20 protein-coding genes are annotated in these 22,743 nt (G+C 65.4%); 14 read left to right on the top strand and 6 right to left on the bottom strand.

From position 1 onward, the window contains the following. Positions 1 to 139 precede the first annotated feature (139 nt). Positions 140 to 802 (bottom strand): hypothetical protein, encoded by a 663-nt coding sequence (locus FRC98_RS17255; RefSeq protein WP_146982675.1) that lies wholly within the window; start codon positions 800 to 802, stop codon positions 140 to 142. A 149-nt stretch (positions 803 to 951) separates the two neighbouring features. On the opposite strand from FRC98_RS17255, the gene FRC98_RS17250 reads away from it, so the two are divergent. From FRC98_RS17250 to FRC98_RS17220, 7 genes are all read left to right on the top strand, one after another. Beyond that, positions 952 to 1,866 (top strand): DUF7107 domain-containing protein, encoded by a 915-nt coding sequence (locus FRC98_RS17250; RefSeq protein WP_146982674.1) that lies wholly within the window; start codon positions 952 to 954, stop codon positions 1,864 to 1,866. 118 nt (positions 1,867 to 1,984) lie between these two features. Continuing rightward, entirely contained in the window at positions 1,985 to 2,551 is a 567-nt protein-coding gene (locus FRC98_RS17245; protein WP_146982673.1) for an RNA polymerase sigma factor, read from the top strand. Next, positions 2,548 to 4,023 (top strand): zf-HC2 domain-containing protein, encoded by a 1,476-nt coding sequence (locus tag FRC98_RS17240; protein WP_146982672.1) that lies wholly within the window; start codon positions 2,548 to 2,550, stop codon positions 4,021 to 4,023. The genes FRC98_RS17245 and FRC98_RS17240 overlap by 4 nt, the downstream gene beginning before the upstream one ends. Further along, positions 4,024 to 5,505: an LA_2272 family surface repeat-containing protein gene (locus tag FRC98_RS17235; protein ID WP_146982671.1), complete on the top strand. Its 1,482-nt coding sequence runs from the start codon at positions 4,024 to 4,026 to the stop codon at positions 5,503 to 5,505. A 99-nt stretch (positions 5,506 to 5,604) separates the two neighbouring features. After that, positions 5,605 to 6,657 carry a coproporphyrinogen III oxidase gene (locus FRC98_RS17230; protein WP_146982670.1) on the top strand — a complete coding sequence of 351 codons (1,053 nt, stop codon included), beginning with the start codon at positions 5,605 to 5,607 and terminating at the stop codon, positions 6,655 to 6,657. A gap of 151 nt (positions 6,658 to 6,808) precedes the next feature. Then, a complete protein-coding gene (locus FRC98_RS17225; protein WP_146982669.1) occupies positions 6,809 to 7,693 on the top strand; it encodes a helix-turn-helix transcriptional regulator in 885 nt (294 codons plus the stop codon). Between the two features lie 235 nt (positions 7,694 to 7,928). Continuing rightward, positions 7,929 to 9,416, top strand: coding sequence for a hypothetical protein (locus tag FRC98_RS17220; protein ID WP_146982668.1), 1,488 nt, complete (start codon positions 7,929 to 7,931; stop codon positions 9,414 to 9,416). 126 nt (positions 9,417 to 9,542) lie between these two features. Here the strand turns inward: FRC98_RS17220 and FRC98_RS17215 are convergent, their stop codons facing one another. Then, a complete protein-coding gene (locus FRC98_RS17215) occupies positions 9,543 to 9,923 on the bottom strand; it encodes a hypothetical protein (RefSeq protein ID WP_146982667.1) in 381 nt (126 codons plus the stop codon). Between the two features lie 161 nt (positions 9,924 to 10,084). On the opposite strand from FRC98_RS17215, the gene FRC98_RS17210 reads away from it, so the two are divergent. Continuing rightward, a complete protein-coding gene (locus tag FRC98_RS17210; RefSeq protein WP_146982666.1) occupies positions 10,085 to 10,939 on the top strand; it encodes a hypothetical protein in 855 nt (284 codons plus the stop codon). 210 nt (positions 10,940 to 11,149) lie between these two features. Here the strand turns inward: FRC98_RS17210 and FRC98_RS17205 are convergent, their stop codons facing one another. Next, the gene (locus FRC98_RS17205; protein ID WP_146982665.1) at positions 11,150 to 11,809 is read right to left on the bottom strand and encodes an SRPBCC family protein; all 660 of its coding nucleotides are present in this window, start codon (positions 11,807 to 11,809) and stop codon (positions 11,150 to 11,152) included. A 363-nt stretch (positions 11,810 to 12,172) separates the two neighbouring features. Between FRC98_RS17205 and FRC98_RS17200 the strand changes: the two genes are divergently transcribed. Beyond that, the gene (locus FRC98_RS17200; RefSeq protein ID WP_146982664.1) at positions 12,173 to 12,619 is read left to right on the top strand and encodes an SRPBCC family protein; all 447 of its coding nucleotides are present in this window, start codon (positions 12,173 to 12,175) and stop codon (positions 12,617 to 12,619) included. 149 nt (positions 12,620 to 12,768) lie between these two features. Here the strand turns inward: FRC98_RS17200 and FRC98_RS17195 are convergent, their stop codons facing one another. From FRC98_RS17195 to FRC98_RS17185, 3 genes are all read right to left on the bottom strand, one after another. Then, on the bottom strand, positions 12,769 to 13,455 hold the full coding sequence (locus FRC98_RS17195; RefSeq protein ID WP_146982663.1) for a hypothetical protein: 687 nt from the start codon (positions 13,453 to 13,455) through the stop codon (positions 12,769 to 12,771). 108 nt (positions 13,456 to 13,563) lie between these two features. Further along, on the bottom strand, positions 13,564 to 14,268 hold the full coding sequence (locus FRC98_RS17190) for a hypothetical protein (protein ID WP_146982662.1): 705 nt from the start codon (positions 14,266 to 14,268) through the stop codon (positions 13,564 to 13,566). A 127-nt stretch (positions 14,269 to 14,395) separates the two neighbouring features. After that, positions 14,396 to 14,788, bottom strand: a complete 393-nt coding sequence (locus FRC98_RS17185; protein ID WP_146982661.1) for a hypothetical protein — start codon at positions 14,786 to 14,788, stop codon at positions 14,396 to 14,398. Positions 14,789 to 15,188: 400 nt separating this feature from the next. On the opposite strand from FRC98_RS17185, the gene FRC98_RS17180 reads away from it, so the two are divergent. The 5 genes from FRC98_RS17180 (at position 15,189) to FRC98_RS17160 (ending at position 22,668) form a co-directional block, all read left to right on the top strand. Continuing rightward, positions 15,189 to 16,499 (top strand): DUF7282 domain-containing protein, encoded by a 1,311-nt coding sequence (locus FRC98_RS17180; RefSeq protein WP_146982660.1) that lies wholly within the window; start codon positions 15,189 to 15,191, stop codon positions 16,497 to 16,499. Between the two features lie 236 nt (positions 16,500 to 16,735). Further along, positions 16,736 to 17,776, top strand: a complete 1,041-nt coding sequence (locus FRC98_RS17175; protein ID WP_146982659.1) for a hypothetical protein — start codon at positions 16,736 to 16,738, stop codon at positions 17,774 to 17,776. 105 nt (positions 17,777 to 17,881) lie between these two features. After that, the gene (locus FRC98_RS17170; RefSeq protein WP_146982658.1) at positions 17,882 to 20,197 is read left to right on the top strand and encodes a TonB-dependent receptor family protein; all 2,316 of its coding nucleotides are present in this window, start codon (positions 17,882 to 17,884) and stop codon (positions 20,195 to 20,197) included. Then, complete coding sequence (locus FRC98_RS17165) at positions 20,185 to 21,327, top strand: imelysin family protein (protein ID WP_146982657.1); 1,143 nt, start codon at positions 20,185 to 20,187, stop codon at positions 21,325 to 21,327. The genes FRC98_RS17170 and FRC98_RS17165 overlap by 13 nt, the downstream gene beginning before the upstream one ends. Further along, positions 21,328 to 22,668: an HTTM domain-containing protein gene (locus FRC98_RS17160; RefSeq protein WP_146982656.1), complete on the top strand. Its 1,341-nt coding sequence runs from the start codon at positions 21,328 to 21,330 to the stop codon at positions 22,666 to 22,668. Positions 22,669 to 22,743 lie beyond the last annotated feature (75 nt).

Raw genomic sequence — 22,743 nt, 5'->3', positions numbered from 1 at the left:
AGGGAGAAGGGTGCAACGCGCGCCCGTGTTCGCGAAGAAGGTTGCGACGCGTTCAACACACCAGAAAACCCAACAAAATCATGCCCTTGCAAAACAAAACTCCGGCGCCATTGAGGCGCCGGGGTCAGGTCAAAACACCTTAAAGCGTGGGCAGCGTGGGCGGCCCCACGTCTAGCGATTCGCAGTGGGTGGCCTCGATCATCCCGCGGACCACACCGCCCTCCGTTGTATCACCCGCCACAAATAGTTTTAAAAATCCCTCGGGCTGGGCCTCGCCAACACAGCTCTCGCAGACCTCGGCCTCAAAGAGGGTGAGCTGCGGGGTGCCCTCGCTGCGCAAAAGCGGCGGGTTGGCCTCCGGCGGCACAAAGTCGCCCATATAATCAAAAATAATCAGCTGCGCGTCTTCGGCTGCGGGCTCCCCTTCCTCATCCAGATAAACGCCCTGCACGAGCATGTTGCGCTCGGGTGAGGCCCCATCTTCGGTGGGGCAGCCCTCATCGCCGCCCTCCACCGCCTCGATGTAGAGCTCGGTGCGCCCGGACTCGGTGGCGTCGGCGTGGGTCAGACCAAAATAGGCGCGCGAGAAGGTGTAGCTCTCCTCCTCCACCACCAGGGTGGGCGTCGTCTCGGTGGGCTCCACCCGCGCGCCCTCCCCCGTTGAGATATCCACCCCGACCGGCTCCTCGCCAGCGTCTGGATCGGAGGTGTCGGGCGAATCGGCCGTGTCGCCGCAGGCCAGAAGACCGGCCATCAGCGCGATCAGCGGCCAGCGAAGCGGTGTTGAGAGGGGTGGGGTCATGCCGTCTCCAGAAAAAATGAAAAGGTTTGCACAAAAAAACGCCGACCTTCCGACCAAGGGTTTGAGGCCTCCATCGAGGGGCGCTCGTCATTGTGTGAAAAAGCGGGCGAAAAATCGACCGCCCGACCCACTTCTTCTGGAGGTCGACCATGGTACATGTGCTCAAGCTGATGATGGTGCTGGCAATGATGCTCTTCTCGAGCGCCTGCCTGATTGTTGAAGAGGGCCACAGCTGGGGTGGCGACGGCGAAGTTGGCTGCGAGTGCGATCGCGACAGCGACTGCTTTAGCGGTGTGTGTGACGACGATGTCTGCGCCGAGGCCGAGTGCACCTGGAGCTCGGATTGCGACGACGATGAGCGCTGCGTCAGCGGCCGCTGCCGCGACAGCGACGATCCTTACGACGATGGCTCCGACTACGATGATGACGCCGGCTACGATGATGGCGCAGACACCGGCGATGATGGCGCAGATACCGGCGATGATGGCGCAGATACCGGCGATGACGACTGCCCGGTCGAAGATGATGGCCAGCCCGGCTGCGGCCCGCTCGACAGCTGCGTGCTCAACAACGAGTGCCCCTTCGGCTCGCTCTGCCTCGATGGGCGCTGCCAGGTCACCTGCACCGACGATCTGCATTGCCCGACCACCGAGGTCTGCCAGGATGGCATCTGCCAGCCCGACCGCCAGGGCGGCGACCAGTGCGTCTACGATGAGGACTGCGGCACGGGTGCCTGCATCAACGGCTTCTGCCTGGATCGTTGCGAGAGCGACGCGGCCTGCGCCGACGGGGAGTACTGCCGCAGCGGCGTCTGCCGCCCCGACCACCGCCCCGGCCCCCAGTGCCGGGTGGGCGCGGACTGCAACCCGGACGAAGACTGCGTCAACGCCCGCTGCCGCTCCGCCTGCACCTGCGATGAGGACTGCGAGATCATCGGCGGCGCCGGCGACACCTGCGTGGAGGGCTACTGCGTGGCCGCCCACGAGACCAACCCGGAGTGCACCCTGAGCAGCGACTGCGCAGATAACTCGCGCTGCCTCGACGGTCTGTGCGTACCCTTCTAAGAGAAGCAATGCCCGGGTGTCGGCAAAAAGTGTAACCGCTTGCAACGTTTCGGACTTTCTCCGAAGATCCGCCGGCACCCGGTGCCCCCGACTCTCTGACCGATGTTGAGCCGCCCTTATGGCCCAGACCGAACCCCAGTTTGACGTCGACGCGACGTTGATCACCCGCGCAGCCGCCGGAGATCGCGTCGCGTTTCGGCAGCTCTACGAGCGCCACGTCGGCTATGTGGCGCATCATGTGGGGCGGCTGGTCGGGCCCCGCGGCGATCTGGAAGATGTGGTTCAGGAGGTCTTTGTGCAGGTGCACCGCTGCCTGGCGGACTACCGCGGCGACTGCACCTTCACGACCTGGCTCTACCGGGTCTCGCGCAACGTGGCCATCGATCACCTGCGACGGCGCAAGAAGACCGTCTCGCTCGACGACTGGCGCCCGCTGCGCCAGTCCGGCAGCTCCTGGCGGCGCCTGGAGGCCCGCGATCAGCTGCGCGGCCTCTACGCCGCGATGGAGAAGATGCCCCTGGATCATCGCGAAGCCTTTGTGCTCTATGAGATCGAGGGCATGAAGTTGCGCGAGATCGCCGACTTAACCGGCGACCCGCTCAACACGGTGGCCTCCCGGGTGCGCCGCGCGCGGCAAGATTTGCGCGAGGTGCTCGAAGCCACCCAACGTGGAGAGCGGCCATGAGCAGCAGTGAGCTCTGCAAAAAGATCCGGATCGACGCCTTCGATCTGCGCCGCGGGGAGCTCTCCGGCAGTGATCTGGCAACCCTGGACGCGCATGTGGAGCATTGCGCCAGCTGCCGCGACTACGTCGAGCGTCTGGGCGATATGCTCGACGAAGCCACGATCTGGGATCCGGCCGATCCGGTGCCTTTTGACGCCGACGCCCTCTTCTCGCGCATTGAAGACACCCTGGATGCGCCCCACCCCGGGGTAACTCGCGGCGACGACGCGCGCCTGGGCTCCCCTGGTGAGTCCTGGCCGGCCGCCCCACCCACTGGCGAGCGCCCGGCACATCGCCTTACGCCCACAGGCCGCATCGGCCCACCGCCGAGTGGCGCGTTTTCCACCGCAACCTCCAGCGACGACGACACGCCGGCGCGTCGCAGCGCCTCGGCCGCCCACCTGATCATCGCGCTGGCCGCGGCGCTCGTGGCCTTTCTGGCCTGGCCGCTGATCTTCTCGGGCTGGGTCGACGAGCCTCACTCCCCCTCCGATGGCGTCGCCACCACCGCAGACGACGCGCCCACAGCCAGCGACAACGCCGCCACACTCGCCGGGGGACGCCCCGCCCCGGCTGCGGCCGAAGACGCCGAGAGCGCCCCCACGCTGGAGCTCGACGCGCTGCGCCTCTTCGCCTCCGACGACGCCCGCTGGGGCATCTCGGTGCTGGAGCAGGGCTGGGAGATCGAGGCTCGCCAGGGCACGCTCGTGCTGGAGTTCTTGCCCACCGAAAACCAGACCCTGCAGGTGCGTTTCCCCGGCGCCGAGGCCACCGTGGTGGGCACCGCCTTTTATGTCGACGCCGACCAGTCGGAGCTCGGTGTGATCACTGGCGAGGTGGTGGTGCGGGAGGAAGGCGGCGAGGAGGAGCCGGTGCTCGGTGGCAGCGCCTGGGCCGAGGGACGCCAGCGCCCGATCCCCCCCACACGCTGGGCATCGGTGACCACCCACGTTGACCCGGAGAGCCACAGGGCCCGTCAGGCCCTGGCGAAAGAGGCCGCCCGAGCCCGCGCCAGCGCCCAGCCCACCTCCGATGATCTGGCCGACGACCAGGCCGCGTCCGCGCCCAATATCCGCCAGGCCTCCCCTCGCCAGACATCTCCAGAAAACTCCACCGCCCGCGCCCCCGGCCCGGCCACCCTGCGTCTGGAGGCCGAGGAGGCCATGCGCCGGCGCAACTTCGCAAAGGCCGCCGCTCACTACGAAGATCTCCTCGAGGTGCTCGGCTCCCGCGACCGCGCTGCGGCCACGGTGCGTCTGGATCTGGCGCTGCTCTACTACCGCCAGCTCAATGATGAGCATCGGGCCATCGACCACCTGACCTACTTTGCCAACACCTGGCCCGACGATATGGCCGCGCCCATCGCCATCAACGAGCTCTGCCGGCTCCTTGGCGATCGCCGCGCACAGAGCCCCCACTGCGGGGGACGCTGAGTGCGCGTCAGGCTCGCCAGCACCCTCACCCTCGCGCTCCTCGCGGCCCACCTCACCAGCTCCGCTGTGGCGCGGGCGCAGCCTGCTGCCGAGCGTCTGGAGCTGCAGACCGTCTCGGCCTGCGCCGACACCGACGCCGCCGACGAGCTGCGCGCCGAGCTCGCGCTGCGCCTCCCCGAGCTCAACCTCTCCGCCGACGCCGAGACCACCAACGCCGACGCCTCCCCGGCGAGCTGGCGCCTCTTCTGGGTGCCCGAGGGTAGTGAGCGCTGCGTGGTGATTCTGCGCACCCCCAGCCTGGAGCACCGCGCGCAGCTTGGGCCCGAGGCTGACTCCGAGGCCATCCGCGAGGCCGCAAGCCGCCTGGCCTGGGTGATCACCGCCGCGCGCCAGGCCCACGGCGACGACGCCCGCGCTCGGGCTTCCGCCCTCGCCACCGAGAGCGTCGCGCTCACAAGGAGCCTCATAGAAACGCGCGCCGACGCGGAGGTCGATGCCCTCTTCAACCAGGAAGCCGCGCGTCGGACCGCCCGCAAAGCCGCATCCCTGGCCAACCTCTCGGCGCTGCGAACCCGGGAGGTGGCCGAGGCCGCCTCCGCCCGCGCACCTGCCAGAACGCCCTCGCCAGCCTCCCAACCTCCCGCACTGGAGCCCCCCGGCTCGCTTCGCCTGGGGCTTCTCCCCGGCGTGAGTTTCGGCCCGCCGAGCGCCCCGCTGACGCTCAACCTCATCGGCAGTCATGAGCAGGCCCGGGGCACGCAGATAGGCCTCATCAACCACACCGCGCGCCGGGGCTCCGGCGCCCAGATTGGCCTCATAGCCAGCTGGAACGACGGCGACTTTGAGGGCGCCCAGGTCGCCTCGGCCTTCAACTACTCGCGCACCATCGAGGGCGCCCAGGTCGCTGCGGTCAACGTCAGCGACAACCAGCGGGGCGCCCAGGTCGGCGCCGTCAACATCGCCGGCGCCATCGAAGGCACCCAGGTCGGGCTTATAAACATCTCCAAAAACGCCAACTGGCCGGTGGGACTGGTGAACATCGCCACGGATTACCCCCCGAGGTTGTTTGGCTACTACGCGCTGCCCGGCCATATCTACACGGGATTGAGCATGGGCGGTCGCCGGCTGCGCTATCTCGTTCAAAGCGGCACGGCCCTCTTCGGCAATTCCGGCTCCATCGGCGCAGGCCTCGGGCTTCACCTGCCTTTTGACGATCGCCCTTACTTCGCCGACATCGACGCGGTGGTCATGTTTGCAGACCTCAGCACGGCCTCAAGCGGGACACACTTTCATCTGCGCGCGCCCCTGGGCTGGCGACTTGCACCGCGTTTCGCGTTGATCGCCGGCCCCTCGCTCAACATCTATTCTACGACATCGGCAACCAACCGCGACTATGGGTCGCCAGTAGCCCTTGTGGACCTGCGACAAAACAATGATCTTCTCCAGATCTGGGTCGACCTTATGGTGGGCATCGTCTTTTAGGGCGCAAGACCACATGCCCCCCTCTCCGCCCCCCAAACCTAAAGTCGGAATGCTTTGATGAGGCGCTTCCTACCTCGACCTATTGACCCTGGCCAAGATATGACAACCTCCCAACGCACCTTCCCCCAATCCTCCCGTGCCGCCCGCGCCCTGGAGCTCGTTGAAGCTCTGCAATCCCAGCTCGCCACTCGCCTGGTCGCCGCCGCGCCCAACGCCGATGAGCCGGCGTTTGAGCCCATCTCCTGGCTGCGTGATGAGGGCACTCACGGCGGCGGCACGCGGCTTGCCACCGCCGACACCCCCACCTTTAACCGCGCCTCGGTCAACGTCTCGTGTGTGCACTACGACGATCTTCCCGAAAAGCGCTTAGGCTCGGCCACCGCCCTCTCCACCATCGTGCATCCGGCCCACCCCATGGCCAGCTCCATGCATATGCATATCAGCTGGACCGAGCTCAAAGGTGGCCCGGGCACCTGGCGCATCATGGCCGACTTAAACCCCTCGCACCCCAATGACGCGCAGACCTCGCGTTTTTTGGGCGCGCTGCGCGGCGTCAGCACCGAGCTTTTTGAAGAGGCCAAGGCCCAGGGCGACCGCTACTTCTACATCCCCGCGCTGGAGCGCACCCGCGGGGTGGCCCACTTCTACCTGGAGGGCTACTCCAGCGGCGATTTTGAGGCCGACCTGCGCCTGGCCCGCGCCTATGGCGAGGCGGTGATCGCCACCTACGGCGCGCTGCTCGAAGAGAGCCTCAAAGACGCGCCGGCCCCCACCGAGGAAGAAAAACACCAGCAGCTCGACTACCACACCCTCTACCTCTTTCAGGTGCTCACCCTCGATCGCGGCACCACCAGCGGACTTCTCGTCCATAGCCAGAACGACGTGGGCATCATGGGCTCGCTGCCGGCCGAGGTCGATCGCGCGCTGCTGCGCAGCTGGGCCGAGAAAGTCCCCGCCCCCCAGCATGAGCTGGTCGAGGCGCTGGCCGACGCGCTTCCCGACGCCCACCCCGCTCCGGTCGACAACGCCACCCGCGCACGCCTGGCCAACATCGTGCGCAAGCACTACCAGCGCCACCCCGAGGCACTCGCCCTTCAGGCTCGCGGCGACACCGTGCCCCCCACGGTCGATAACCACCTCACCCCGCGCTGAGCACCGGGCCGGCGACCGGGACGCATCATCTGCGCCCGGTCGCTTGACACCTTGCCCCCCGCGCCCAAGAATCGGGACTCGAAGCTCCAATCCTGTTGTAGCGCTCTGCCGCTGGCTGTGCCTGACCCAGAGCCCCCCACTTCGAGCCCCTATGCCGCTCTACTGGCAACGCCTCAGCGACGCACTCAGCGCGCTGGCCATCGCTCCCCAGCACCATCCCAACCTTTTGGCCGAGGCAATCGCTGAGCAGGCCGCCTGCGCGCTGGCCGGGCACCGCGCGTTTTTGCTGATCATCACCCGCGACCGGGTGCTGCCACGCAATTTAAAGAGCGAGCCGATTCAGGGCTGGACGCCGATTCATAACTACGCCACGGGCACGACCCCGATGCATCAGGCCCGCATCCAGGAGTGGATGCGCACCCGCGTCCCGCTGAATGACGTGCCCTCCTCGGTGGCTATCGCGCGCTCCGCCGGCCTCTTCCGGGTGCTGCTTCGCGAAGATCTCATCGAAGCTCGCGCCTGGGATCAGACGCCCTCCGGTGAGATGCTGGAGATGCTGGGCTCCGGCGATCGAATGATCGGTGCGCTGCCCTGTAGCGAGACGGTAGAGATCGTCATCGGCGTCGATCGGGCGATTGGCCAGCCCGTCTTCAACCACGACGACCAACTCGCCCTGGCCCGCTTTATGGAGCGCTGTGGCCCCTACCTTGTACGCGTGCTCATGAGCCACGGGCTGCTCTCGCACCAGGCCCCGCTGACCCCGCGCGAGCGCGAGTGCTACGAACTTCTGCTCGACTCGCTGACCGAACGCGAGATCGCCGAGGTCATGGGGCTGACCCCGCGCTCGGCCCACCAGTACGTCTCGCGGATCTACCAAAAACTCGGCCTGAACAGCCGCGCTCAGCTCATGAGCGAGTGGCTCATCGCCGGCCAGATTTTTGAAGATATGCTGCCCTTCCCCCTCCATCCGCGCCTGGCAGGTGCCCGGGGGCTTCGTTGCGCCGAGATGGCGACGAGCACAGCGGCTCCGGTCTGAACCGAGCACGTCGTCTGGAGCGAAGCTCACGCATCCGCCCCGACGTGCCGGCCCCCCTCCAGAAGAGTGGCATGCTCTCTGCTTAAAGAGATGCCCCTGACACCGAGTCCTGCCACGAGTGAGCCCTCACAGGGCCTCGCGACGTGCATGAGCGCTTTGTTTTATGCGCCTCAGCGGCCTGACCTCGGTTTCTTGATGAATGGATGCAACACCCTCAAATTTCTGGAGGCACCTGATGAACATTCGAACATCCCTGTCCACGCTGCTTATCTTCGCGCTGCTCGCTGCGGCCTGCTCCGATGATCCTGACACCCCCAACCCGCAGGATCCCGACACCGACCTTAGCGACACAGGTCCCGATGCCAATGAGCCCGACGCAAACGAGCCCGACGCAAACGAGCCCGACGCCGAAGACACCCCGGACGTCGACGGCGAGCCCGACGCCGATGACACCCCTGACGTCGACGACGAACCCGATGCCGAGGAACCCCCGACCTGCCAGGAAGACTCCTGCACCGAGGCCGGGCGCACCCGCTGCGAGGTTGTCGACGATGCCATCACCTGCCTCTGCGACGAGGGGCTGGTGGAGGTCGGTGATCAATGTCTGGAGCCCTTCTGCGATGCGCAGGGTTTGAGCGAGGCGCAGCTGCTCGCCGACACTTCTAACACCAACGTTTACACCCCGCGCGCTATCGCCGGTCTTGGCGCGACCTACGCGGTGGTCTGGAGCGATGACCTGGGTGAAAACTCGACCAACACCGACCTTTATATGGCGCGTTTTGATCGTGATGGTCAGCAGATCGGCGACAACATCGCCCTGACCGACTCCCCCTTCTTCGACGAGATCGGACCGCACGCGCTGGCATCCGATGGTGAGGTGTTTGCGTTGGCCCGCATCGAGTACAGCGCGACTCAGAATAAAGAGAGCCTCTTTTTGGAACGCTTTGACGCGCAGGGGCAATCTCTGGGCGTAAGCGCCCCGCTGGTCGAGGATCGCGCCATCGTCAGCCCTAACCTCGTCGCGACCGACCAGGGCTGGCTACTCTCGTGGAAAGAGAGTCTGGTTGAAGGTGGTGACTACCACTGGACACACCGGCTGGCCGCCCTCAGCTCCACCGGTGAGCTTCTTGCCGGTCCCATCGATCTGACGACCTATCAGGCCGACGCCGCCCCGCATATGATCTGGGTTGAAGACCACGCCGCCCTTGTCTGGCGCGGCTATACCGATGCTGCTGCCGAGAACGACGCGACCTTCTTCCAACGTTTCGATGCCCTGGCCGAACCTCTCGATGAGGCTCCGATTCGTGTCGGCGAGTCCCACTCGTACAGCCCCTGGGTGATGTGGACTGGCGATCACTACGCGATCGTCAGCATCCACAATGCGCGCTACTTTCTGCTCAACACCCTTGATGCCGATGGCGAAGCGGTGCTTGTCGATGAAGACCTGACCACGACCAGCGCGAACACCTACGACACCCACGCCGCGTGGACTGGCGACGCCATCGCGCTGAGCTGGCGCGACCAGCGCGCTCTTATTCTCCAGGAGTTCGACCCCAGCGGCGCGCCTCGCGACGAACCCATCGCCTTTGAGCAGGGCTTCTCCACCTCCGTACCAACCCTGGCAAACCTGGGAGACTTCATGGCCCTGGCCTGGATGCGCATCGACAGCGCTCCCAATCCCATGAACGCTCAGCTTTATATGGCGACCTACTGCGCCCATTGACACCGCGCACCTCCCCCGGTCGGTCTTTTCAAGCAACCTTTGTTGAATGATTCGCACCGACCGGGGGCCTCAATGCCCCGACCCGGGGTCGCACATCGGCCTTTATTTACGCGCCCAAACGCAGCTTCACTGCCCGAGCATCGTCTCCAGGCTCTGGCGATTCTCCGAGCGCCACACGGGCCGCTCCACGAGTAGATCGTAGGTGAGGATCTGGCCGGCGCGCCCCTCGTGGTGCAGGACAGCGTGCTGGTGAAAGATCACCTCTTTGGAGCGCACGGCGTGCCCGGGGATCTCCCCCACCGGCAGGTGCGCAAGCACCGAGTTGGTGGGCCCCAGACGCTCACCGGCGGCCAGATCCCGGGTGAGCACAATCACGTGCTCCTGGTCTACATCGGTGATGATCTCATTAAAATAGATGCCCCACATCAGCCCGAGCATCACCGCGTTGCTCGCCAGAAAGAGCATCACCCCGACGGCCAGCATCCACCGCATCATTCTCGATCGCATCGTCTCTCCCTTGCCCTCGCGCCTGCGCGCGCTCGTCGCTCAATGCCTGCCTTCGATCGTAGCGAACGCCTCTCGCCACGTCGACGTACCCCTGCTGTTAAGCGTAAACTCACAACTCCTCGCCATGCCCACACCTACGCTTGATGAATGATGAGAGGTTCATGATGCATGCCACATTGCCTCGCCAGGTGCTCATCCTGGTCGCCACACTCGGCTGCGCCGCCACCCTGTCGGCCTGCTCCACCCAAACCACCGAGTCCCAGCCGGGCGCAGCGAGCGCCGCAGTCACCGCGTCGGTCACCGCACCCGCCCTCCTCGCCGACTTGCAACGCGCCGCCCGCGAAGCCTGGCTGGCCATCGAGCGCGCCCCGCACGCCTGCGACACCTTCGACTACTTCCCCCACGGCGGCCTGCGCACCCTCTACTGCCGCGCCCGAAACTTCATCGACGCCCCGCAGCTCTTCGACCTCTCGCCAGTCCCCGTCTTCGTAAGCGGCCCCCACCATGGCGAGCTCAAGCTCGACGCCACCAAGAACTTTGGCCATTACAACCCGGACTTTGTCGCCACCCTGGCCTCCTGGGCGATCCCCTCTCCCGAGGACACCCTCTTTATCGACCTGACCACCCCCACCTACGATCGCGTCGTGATGCCCCTGGCCGCGATCTACCGCGCCACCTACCTCAAGCTGCAGCAAAACCCCGACTACCTGGCCGCCGAGGCCAAACGCCTCACCCGGGCCATGCAGAGCCCCGGAGGCGTAAGCCCCGATCATTACGAAGCGTATTTTTACTTCTTTAACCCCCACTTCATCGCCAACCCCACCGGCGATCACACCTATTTTTCCGAGCGCGGCTTCGACGGCGGCTACTTCGATGGCAACGTGGTCAAATCCGCCGTCGGCTTCTGGATCCGTCGCCACATCGACGGCACCGACGCGCTCTTCTACGCCAACCTGCAAAAGCTCATCGACCTCTACGAGCCCCCCATCATCCACGACGAGCACACCTACCACTGAGTTTTTTTGGCGATATCAGAACGAAAGACGCCGCGCGATCTCCGGAGGATCGCGCGGCGTTTTTTTCAACGATCGATATCAGCGTTGGGATGACCCGGGGTCGCGTCTCACCCGCATGAATCAAGGACTTCGTGCGACCCCCGGTCGTGCAGCCACCGGTCGTGCAGCCACCGGTCGTGCCGCCAGGGGCGTGCAGTCACGCGCATTCGTTCACGGCACATCACCCTCGGCGGAGGCGTCATCTTCGGCAGCTCCGGCGTCGTGCTCAGCCGCCGGCGCTTCGGTCGGAGCTTCGACTTCGGCCGGCGTAACGTCTTCAGCTGACGTTTCGCCTTTCTCCGCGGCCTGCTTCGCGGCGATGTTCATCGCCGCGAGCCCTTTCTCAAAATCCGCGCCGATGGCCGCGTCCATATCAAAGAAGAGCCCAAAAGCTTTGGACATAAAGGTGTTGTCTCCGGCCATGATCCAGCTCACCTCGGTGTTCTCGCCAGCCGGCGTAAGCACAAAGCGGGTGGTGTTGGTGGACTCAAATGGTTTGATGAACTCCAGCTTGATCACGACCTCCTCAGAGGGCGTGCTCTCCAGAATCGTCATGCGCCCCTGGCCCACATCATCGTTGCCCTGCCAGGTGTAGACGGCGCCCTCGCCAGTCTCGGCGCCGGTGTGGTCGACCTCCATGCTCTCATCGAGCCGCGCCCAGGGAGACCAGGCCTCCCAATTACGAAAGTCGTTGATCTGGGCGAACACCACCGGCGCCGGCGCCTCAATCGTCTGCGAGCGCTCCACGCGGAACTCCGAGGGTTGCAGCGCGATCACCACCACCAGCACCACCACCAGCGCGGCAAAACCAAAAACTATCTTCTTGAGCATGATTCATCTCCCATCGGGATGTTGCGACGCTCGCGCAAGGCCATCGGGCGCACTCGCCGCGAGGGCCGCGCAGCGTCCTCAAAATCGTCTGTTGTAGGTATCGGGGCAAACCCGCCACACTGATAACGTGGCCGGAATGATGCGGCGAGTTTTTGCGTCGCCTGCCTCTGCGACGCGACACGCGGAAGGTGCCGGGGTCGTCGATCACCCGCATCAATAAAGAACTTCGTGCGACCCCGGGTCGGTGTCACTCCGGTATCATTTCGGGGGTTTTGCGCGACCCACGGTCAGACGTCTGCCCCCCTTTCCCACGCGCAACCTCTCCCCAATCAGGCACACACCTTCCCCTTTCAGAGTTTTCTTATGAGCGTCGACGTCGTGACCGAGATCCTCATCGAGCGCCCCCTGGCCGAGGTCGCCGCCTATGCCAACAATTTTGACAACGCCCCGGAGTGGTACGCCAACATCAAGAGTGTGGAGTGGGTCAGCGAGCCCCCGCTGCAGGTGGGCTCGAAGGTGGCCTTCGTGGCGACCTTCCTAAAACGCCGCCTGGCCTACACCTATGAATTCGTCGAGCTCAGCGAGCAGCGCCTGGTCATGCGCACCGCCGAGGGCCTCTTCCCTATGGAGACGACCTACACCTTCGAAACCACCAACCCCGCCCAGACGCGGATGACCCTTCGCAACTGCGGCGAACCCTCGGGCTTCTCGAAGATCGCCGCCCCTGTGATGGCGCGGGCGATGCGACGCGCTAACCTCAACGACCTCAAGGCCATCAAAGCCATTCTGGACGCGGGGCAAACCTCCTGAACGCGGTGCTCGCCAGGCGCGTCGGTCCCGATAACCGACATCTCTCCGCATGCACTTCGTCGCCGGGATCAACCACCCGGCAACCGTCGATCACCCGCATCAACAAAGAACTTCGTGCGACCCCGGGTCGGTGCTTATCTGCTGGAAAATCACCACACCACCGGGCTCGAAGCGCTGGCAGGGACCTCTTGCTCGGCCTTCTGCTTATTATGTTGGGTGTGCCCGGCGCCGGAGAGCTTTCGTGCGCAGGCGTCGATCATCATCACCAGATCGATGGTCGAGTCGATGAACGCCACCAGATCCTTCGGTGACGCCAGGAGCGCCTCTCGGGTGCGCCGCACCTGCCCCTCGCCCAGGATGAGGTTATCTCCGCTGGCCTGAATCTGCTCGAAGGCCTGGCGAATCGCCGGGTCTTTGGCCAGGGTAAGCGTTACCTCGGTGTCGCGCTGGCGAAACGCCTGCTCAAAACGCAGCGCCTTCGCTTTCCAGCCACGGCTGCCGTGGGGGTAGGGCTCATGAGGATCGATTCCGGCCGCACCCACCCCAGGCTCTCGCGCTGTGACCTTGATCGTGGTCAGGTAGGCGGTGAAGGTTGAGCGCCCCACCTCAATCTGGCGGGTCTCAGTGTGCACATCCAGCTCATAGCCGCGATGGCGCCCCTCGAGCGCCTGATCCTCGGGGCCCCGATCCCGAAATAGAAGCCCCCTCTGCTCGGCCACCTTCTGCCAGGCCAGCGAGCTCTTTTGTCGCCAGCGCCGCTCGGCGTAGGAAGCGCCGACGACGAGCGCGATCAGCGAAACATATAGCGCGACGGTGATGACGATGGACTCATCCATCCTCTGCTCCCGGTCTCTATAAAGATTTTGACACCATGCATGAAACGATGCCGTGTTCCGAAAGATCGCCCTCGACCTCCGAGCGGTTTCAAATCCCCGGCGCTCATATTACCACAGCTCGCCACCCGAAGCGCCGGCGCCGACTGCCTCCTCCATTTCGCTGTTAACCACCTTCCCCTCACCCGGGGCATCTTCGGCCCTGATGAGCTGGCGGGCGCGCGCGTCGATCTTCGAGGTCAGCTCGATGGTGGTGTTGATGAACTTGAGCAGCTCGCCAAAGGACGCGAAGAGGTGCTGGCGGCTGCGCCGCACCTGGCCCTCTCGAAGCTCCAGGTTGTCGCCGGCGGCCTGCACCCGCTCCATGACGTGGCGAAGATCGGGGTCGTCAGCCAGCCAGCGGGTCACCTCGGCGTCGTTCTGCCGAAAGGCCGCCGCAAAGCTCTTTGTGGTCGCTTTCCACTCGCCAGTCTCATGCGCGTAAGGCTCGCGGGGGTCGATTCTTGCCTCCCGCACCGCCGCCTGCAGCGTGTTCACGGCGATCGTGGTCACGTAACAGGTCTGGGTGGAGCGCCCCGCCTCCACCTTAAACAGCTCGCTACTCACACGGAGTTTGTAGCCGCGGTAGCTTTCCTCAAGCTCCTGATCGGCGGCGCCTCGATCCAGAAAGTGCAGGTCGCAATGATCGGCGACCTCCCGCCAGGCCGAGGCGCTTTTCGCCCGATGACGGCGGTCGAGATAAGCGGCCAGAATGGCAAGCGGAACCACCGAGAGGGTCACCACAAGTTCGATAAGTTCGAGTGTGTCCCAATCCATCGCGCTTCTCTGCAACATCTCTACGCATATCGCCGCTCACCGGGAGGCCGCGACGCTCTCAACAAGCCCGGATAACATCAACCTGCCAGACCAGCCTCACGCAAAGGCCCCCTGGTGGCTAAAAAGCTTATTTCGGACGCAACATCTCCGCGAACTCGCTCATATCCATACTGATCTTTTTCGGCTTCCAGCGCGTCGGGTCGTCAAACTCAAACTGCAGGCGCAACCGGTAGTCCGGCCGGGTCAGGTGAATCAGACATTGCACAAACGCGCCGTCGCCATTGGCGATCATGGCATGTTTGAGCTCCCGGAGCTTGCGCATCACGTCTCCGCCGTTATCAGGCGTGTCGGCCTCGAAGCTGCCATCCTCCAGATAGCGAAAGCCCGTCATCCGCCGAGTGCCGTCTTGAATCGTCACGACCAGGCCCAACCCCTGCCACTCCTGGGCCTGCAGATAATCATCGCCGGCGATCATCTCGCCAATCTCGGTGATAAGGGCGGCCTGAATCGTATCACTCATCGCTACATTCCTTGGGGGGGGCTGGAGACGACCGCGCGGGCCAAACCATGTGTAAGAAACCTGGCGACGGTAGAGCGTACTCGCGTTATCTACAACTCCCCGAAGCACCTGCCTCCCTCGCCAGCAAGGTCAACGACAGGGCGTTTCGCTCCGAAAACATACCCTACCGCAAGCCTCAATGGTCTCCAGGCACCACGGCGATCCCCCGCATAAACACTGGCCCTTGCACGACCCCGGGTCGGTCGCATCCGGGTCGGTCGCATCCCCGGAAGCCTCCTCGCAACAGCGCGTCTTCTCGCGTCGGCTGCCGCGGCAACTCGCCAGCTACGACGCGACCCTTTATCTTCAAAAGGCCCAAAGCCCCTCTTCACATCATGAAGTGCTCGTCTCGGAGTTCCCTATGCCGCAACGTCTTCTCTTCATCGCCCTCCTCCTCGCCATCGCCGCCTGTGGCTCGCCGGAAGACGACGCCCCGGAGCATACCCACGACACGGATGCGGACATCGAGACTGACGCCGGCACCGACGCGAGCAGCGACACCGACACCGACACTCCCGACGCCGACGCCGAGCCCGAGGATCTTCTGGAGGTGGAGCGCCAGGTGCTCACCGAGGTGCGCGATGAGGTGAGCATCGCGCAGGTTCGTGCCTCCCAGCCCGGCTGGGTCGCCATCTACGAGCTCGACGATCCGGGCGATCTGAGCAGCAGCGGCGAACTGCTGGCGAGCGTCGAGGTGGAGGCCGGCGATCGTCAGGATGTGGCGGTGAGCCTGCCCCGCGAGCTTGAGGACGGGGAGTGGCTGCTGGCCCGGCTGCACCGCGACGCCCCCCACGACGGCGTCTTTGGCTACGATGCCGGCGCGGAGACCCCCGACGATCCGCCGGCGTTGAACGCCTATGGCGAGCCCGTCGTCGCGGCGATTCTGGTTCGCGTTCCCACCGCCGGGTTGCAGGTCACCGACCAGACGCTGGAGTTCTCCACCCGCGTCACCATCGCCTCGGTGAGCAGCGATCGCCCCGCACTCCTCGCCATCCTCGACGCCGACGAGGTTGCGATCGCCGTCGCGCCGCTGACACCCGGGCTTTTTGAAATGCTGCCCCTCACCTTAAGCCGCCCCATCACCACCCCGGGCGAAACGCTGCGGGTTCGCCTCTTTGAAGACGTCGATGAGGATGGCGAGCTTGATGAGGCCGTCGACACGCTGCAGACCGACGCCGGCGGCGCGCCCCTCGACCTTAGCTTTGAGGCCACCCACGCCGATCCGGCCGACCCGGCCCCGGCGGTGCGCTTTGAGATGGCCTCGCTCGGCACCACCGCCTACCTCTTTGAGAGCGCCGAGCCCGCGGAGTTCACCGACGCCATCAGCGACACGGAGGCCTGGAACCCCACCGTGACGCTCAAGCGGGGCTGGCGCTACGAGATCAACAACCAGGGCATCAACGTCCACCCCTTCGATCTTCTGGATCTGGCCGCGCAACGCCGCGACGACGTGCTCCTCGCCAGCCAGGGGCGCGGCCTCGACCCCGCCCCCGAGTCCGATCCGCGAGTCGCCTGGATCGACGATGGCCCCCTTATGCGCTTTACGGTCGCCGGCGAGCTCCTGGGTGAAGACGGCACCCCTGGCACCCCGAACACCCCGACGCTCAGCGGGTACCGCTGCGCGGTGACCGGTCACGCCGACATGCGCGGCGCCTTTGTGATCGAAGACTGAGCCCACCACCCGCCTCGCCGCCCCCGCGCTTACGCCGGGGGGGCGGCGCTCCCCGGCGCGACAACCTGCCGCACCGCGCCTTCGCCCCCGCTGACGCCACCGGCGCTATACGGGCGCATTTCTTTCCCTTTTTTGCTTGCCAACCCCCTCGTCTTCTTTTACCTATCCCTCGCGCATCAGCGTGTTTATGAAAATCAATTTCATTTTCATCACCCCAAAGACGACAGGTTGTACCCATGCTGAATCTCATCAAGAACCGTTGGTCGCTCACCGCCCTCTCGGCCCTTCTGATGGTCTCCACCGCCTGCGGCGAAGCCACCGACACCGAAGAGCCCAACACCGAAGCGATCGACTACTCGGAGTTTCGTCCCTTCGACGAACAGAACATGACCAACCAGATCGCCCGGCTGGAATCCCACGCCGAGATCGTGACCCTGCGCAAGACGGCCACCACCGAAAACGCCGCGGAGGTCTACGGGCAGATCGAAGATCTCTATGAAGCCTACGACCTCAACGCCAAGGTCGCCGGTCGCACCGACGACCACCTCGACACCGAGGGCTGGGGCCACGAAAACGTCGGCGAGTTCTGGGACGGTCAGATCACCAACGCGATCGCGATGGGCGCCGCCGGTGCCACCGAGGCGGATGTCGCCTGGGCCGGTCAGGTCATCGATAAGGGCCTGCAGGTCTTCTTCTACTACTCGGTCTACCACGAGCTTTACCTCAAGAAGCGCAAGAACTTCGACGAGGCCTACGGCTACTTTGGCCTGAACTTCGACGGCACCCCGCGCGACGCGGCGCCCCTGGCCAACAACGCCGTGGCCCGTGAGGCGGAGTACGGCCTGACCCTGGTCACGCCCATCTTCAACTCCTTCATTGAAGCCCGCTACGCGCTGGCCAACGGCACCGCGAGCAACGACGACGTGCTCGGCGAAGACGCGGAGTACGACGCGGCGATGGCCAACATCGACCGCCTGATGCTCTCGGCGCTGGGCCACTACGCCCTGCACGAAGTCGACGTGCTCACCGAAGAAAACGCCGACATCAAAATCATCGAAGCCCGCGTGATCTGGGATGCCCTGGCCCCCTACGCCGAGAGCGTCGACGCCGACGCGGCCCAGGCCGTGCTCGACGGCCTCTACCCCGACGGCATGGTCGAGCGTGACGACGCCAACTACTTCTACACCGGCCTGAGCGAAATCCGTGACGGCAGCACCACGATCGACACCACCGCGCTGCGCAACGCCATGCTGGACATTCTGGAAACCCTCGAATAATCCGGCGGGGTAGCGGGTCGCCTCAAAGGCGGCCCGCTACCCCACTTTTTTGTGTCCGTGGGTTGGCCCCCCTTCGTTGTTTTCTGCCCTTCCCCGGGATGTCTGATGCGTCGTATCCCCCACCTGCTCTCCCCCTCCTTTCTTCTTCTGGCCTTCGCGCTGCCGACCCCTGCGTTTGCCCAACCCGCTGATGCCGACGCCGAGGTCAGCGCGGGCGATGCCCAGCCCGAGGCGTCGCAAGATCGCAAAAACGCTGAAGAACCCGACACCTCCACCGAGACAACGTCCACCGAGGTGACCCGCCAGCGTGCGCGCGCCGCGGCGATCAACGTGGTCGGTGAAGCCCCCGACGATCTGGAGGCGGTGCCCGGCAGCGCCGAGGTCATCACCCGCGAGGAGCTCGAGCGCCAGCGCCCGCTCAACGCCAACGAGGCCCTGCAGATGGTCCCCGGCGTGGCGGTGCAGGATGAGGAGGGCATGGGCCTGCGCCAGAACATCGGCATCCGGGGCTTAAACCCCAACCGCAGCCGCAAGGTCCTGATGCTCCAGGACGGCGTGCCCATCTCGCTCGCCCCCTATGGCGAGCCGGAGATGTATTACGCGCCGCCCATCGAGAACATGGAGCGCATTGAGGTGGTCAAGGGCTCGGGCTCGATCCTCTTCGGGCCGCAGACCATCGGCGGGGTCATCAACTACATCACGCCACCGACCCCCGACGCGTTCTCGATGACGGCCGACCTCTCGGGCGGCACCTACGGCTTTGGCTCCGGGCGCTTCTCGGTCGGCGACACCCACGAGGGTTTTGGCTACCTGGTCAGCGGCATGCACCAGCGCTTTACCGGCCCGCGCAACCTCAACCTGGTGCGCAGCGACTTTAACCTGAAGCTCTCCGGCAACCCGGCCGACAACCAGGCGTTGACCTTCAGCCTGGGCATCTACGACGAGACCTCCGCCTCGACCTACCTGGGGCTGACGACGCCGCAGTACGAAACCAACCCCGATTTTAACTTCGCCGAGAACGACGAGTTCACGCTGCGCCGCTACGCCGCCGCGCTCACCCACGCGGCGTTTCTGGGCGACAGCGCCATCCTGGAGACGCGTTTTTACGCCCATAACATCGCGCGCAACTGGCGCCGCCAGGACTTCGACCGCACCGACCGCGGCTTCGACTACGAGCGCATCATCGACGGTCAGGGCCGCGACATCACCGGCAGCGCCAACGCGCCCGAAGACGGCTCGACGATTTTCTTTCGCGACTCCTCCGGCAACCGCAACCGCGAGTTTAACGTGGCCGGCGTCGAGCCTCGCCTCACCCTGGCCTGGAGCGCCGGCGCGCTGACCAGCGAGCTGCAGACGGGCGTGCGTTTCCACTACGAGCAGACCGATGAGGAGCGCATCAATGGCGAGCACGCCGCCTCCTCCTCGGGCGTGATCTCCACCGATCAGGAGCGCCTGGGTTACGCGCTGGCCGCCTACGCCCTCAACCGCTTCATGCTGCTGGACGAGCGCCTCATCGTCTCCCCGGGCGCGCGCCTGGAGAGCCTGTGGACGAACCAGATCTTCTACCGCCGCCCGGTGGAGCAAGAAGGTGGCGGCACCGCGCCCACCGATCTCAACCCGGCGCCGGAGAACCCCAACCACATCATGGCGCTGCTCCCCGGCGTGGGCCTCTCCTTTGAAGTGGCGCGCCCGCTGATCCTCTTTGCCGGCGCGCACCGCGGCTGGGCCCCGCCCCGCACCAAAGACGCGGTGACCACCGACGGCGACTCCATCACGCTGGAGGCCGAGTCCTCCTGGAACTACGAGCTGGGCGCGCGTCTGCGTGCCAACACCTGGTTGTCGGCCGAGCTGGCCGCGTTCCTCCTCGACTTCCAGAACCAGGTCGTCGCCCCCAACGAGGCCGGCGGCGCGGTGGCCGAGGGCGTGGTCAACGGCGGCGAGTCGACGCATGTGGGGGCCGAGGCCAGCGTGAGCCTGGATGCGGGCCGCGCGCTGGGCCTGAGCTTTGGCATCCCGGTGATGGCCAACTACACCTACGTGCACAGCGAGTTCGGTGAGGGCTGGAGCGGCGCCCTTTTAGGCCAGACGCTCCCCTACGCTCCCGAGCATCAGGTGGCCGCCCGCGTGGGCCTGGTGCATCCCTCGGGCCTCACCGTGCAGGCCGACGCCAACTACGTCGGCGCGCAGTACACCGACAAGGTCGAATCCGAGGAGCCCTCCACCGACGGGCTTCGCGGCGTGATCGACCCGCGCTTTATCCTGGGCGCTCAGGTCTCCTACACCTTTGAGCCTTTGAACCTGACGGTCTACGCCGTCGCCAAGAACCTGCTGGACCAAACCTACATCGCTTCGCGCTCGCCACGGGGCATTCAGCCCGGCTTGCCTCGACACATCTTTGGAGGACTTCGATGGACGCACTGAATCGCACGACGCTTCGCAACATCACCGCTTTTTCCGCCGCAGCCCTGGCGGGCATGGCCCTCGTTGTGGGCTGTGGCGAGGATGAAGCCGAGTTCGACCGCGGCGCGGTCATCGAAGGCATGGGCACGGGCGTGATCATGCCCACGGTCGACGCGCTCTACGCCGCCTCGCAGGCGCTTGATACGGCGGCGCAGGCCTTCTGCGACGCGCCCGACGCCACCACGCTGGAAGCCGCCCGCGACGCCTGGCTGGCCGTCAAAGCACCGCTGAAGCGCTCCGAGTCCTTCTCCTTTGGCCCGGCGCGCGTGCCCCGCGTGCAGATGTCGATGAACGTCGATAAATGGCCCGGTCGCGGCGAAAACATCGAGGCCGCGCTCGACACCGAGGCGACCATCGACGAGGCCTACATCACGGGGCTGGACTACCGCGACCGTGTCTTTGGCTACCCCGCCGCGGGCTACCTGCTCTTCGGCGCGCCCGAAGGCGCCGCCGACACCCTGGCCGCCTACACCGACGCCGAGCACCTGCCCGAGAAGCGCTGCGAGTACCTGCTGGCGGTCACCGACCACGCCGCAGGTATCGTCGCCGAGTACCACAACCGCTGGTCGCCCGAGGGCGATGGCTACCTGACGCAGTTTGTGGAGGCGGGCTCCTCCGACGCCTTCCCCTCCGAGCAGGACGCGTTCACGTCCATCACCGGCACGATGCTCTTCGCGCTGGTGCAGATCTCCGAGATGAAGCTCGGTGTGCCCCTGATGGGCAACGAAGGCGCGCCGAAACCCGAAGATGTTGAGGCCCCCTACTCCAACACGTCTGTCGACCACGCGCTCTGGGCCTTTGAGGGCGTGGAGCGCCTCTACCTGGGCACCGACGAGGCGATGGGCCTGAGCGACTACGTGCAGTTCCGCCAGGCCGCCGGCAACGTCGACCAGACCGTGCGCGACCGCATCGCGGCGGCCCGCAGCGCGCTGGAAGCCCTCGATGAGCCCCTGGCCGAGACGGTCGTCAACGACGCCGACGCCGTGCAGGCGGCCATCGACGCCGTCGACCAGCTCAACCAGGTCATCAGTGGCGAGGTCTCCACGCTCCTGGGCATCAACCCCACGACCGTGGAAGGTGATAACGACTAAATGCGCGCCCTCTTTGCTCCGGTCCCGGCCTCGGCGCTGGCGTTTTTCCGCGCCGCCTTTGGCATCGCCATCTTCGTCGGCGCGGCCCGCTACCTGGGTTACGGCTGGGTCACCGAGCTTTATGTCACCCCCGAGTACCATTTTACCTACTGGGGGTTTGACTGGGTGAAACCCTGGCCCGGCATCGGCATGCACGTCCATTACGCCCTGATGGGGCTTCTGGGTCTGTGTGTCGCGGCCGGGCTTTTTTACAGGGCGAGTATCGCGCTGGTCTTTGGGATGTTCACGTATGTGGAGCTGATCGATAAGACCGCGTATTTAAACCATTATTATTTCGTCAGCCTGGTCGCCCTGCTGATGATCTTCATGCCCCTGCATCGGGCCTACTCGCTCGACGCCCTGCGCAAACCGGAGCTGCGCCGAGACTGGATGCCCGCCTGGCCCGCCTGGATCTTTCGCTTTCAGTTGGGCTGCGTGTACTTCTTCGCCGGCGTCGCCAAGCTCGAAAAAGACTGGCTCTTCCATGGCGAGCCGATGACGATCTGGCTGGCCGCCCGCACCGATTTTCCGCTGGTGGGCCACCTCTTCGATCTGCCCTGGCTCGGCCAGGCGATGAGCATCGCCGGGTGCCTCTTCGACCTGACGATCGTCTTCTTTCTCCTCTGGCGCCCCACCCGGCTGTGGGCCTACCTGACCGTGGTGGTCTTCCATGTGGCCACGGGGCTTTTGTTTAACATCGGCCTCTTTCCGCTGATCATGATCGCGCTCACGCCGATCTTCTTTGATCCGGACTGGCCGCGCAGGCTCTGGGCTAGGTTCAAAAAAGTGCCCTACCAGGCCCCCGAGCTCCCCGAGCATCTGCCGCCCCGCTCCCCCCTGCTTCGCCAGATGGGCACGGCGGCGCTGGCCCTTTATGTAGCGGTGCAGCTCGCTCTGCCCATGCGCCACCTGCTCTACCCGGGCAACGTGCTCTGGAACCAGGAGGGCTGGCGCTTCTCCTGGCGGGTGATGCTCATCGAGAAGAGCGGCTTTTTGAAATTCGAGGTGCGCGATGCCAACAGCGAGCGCCGCTGGGTGGTCTACCCCCGCACCTTCCTCAACGACCGCCAGCTCCAGCTCGCCACCGGCAGCCCCGACATGATCCTGCAGCTCGCCCACCACATCGCGGCGGATTTTCGCAGCCGCGGGGTGGAGCACCCGCAGGTCTTTGCCGACGCCCACCTCTCGCTCAACGGGCGGCCCTCCAGCCGCTTTATCGACCCGGAGGTGGATCTGGCGAAAGAGCCCCGGGGGCTGGTGCACTTTGACTGGGTGCTGCCGGAGCAGGGCGCGGCGCGTTGACGGGGTGGCGGCTTCGCCTTGACCCTTCCACAGCCTTCGTCTTACCTATCATCCCCCCCATGCAAGGGCCGCTTC

Origin of the sequence: Lujinxingia vulgaris, from assembly GCF_007997015.1 — a bacterium.
Taxonomy (GTDB): Bacteria; Myxococcota_A; Bradymonadia; order Bradymonadales; family Bradymonadaceae; genus Lujinxingia; species Lujinxingia vulgaris.
This window is presented reverse-complemented; position numbering and strand designations above follow the sequence as displayed.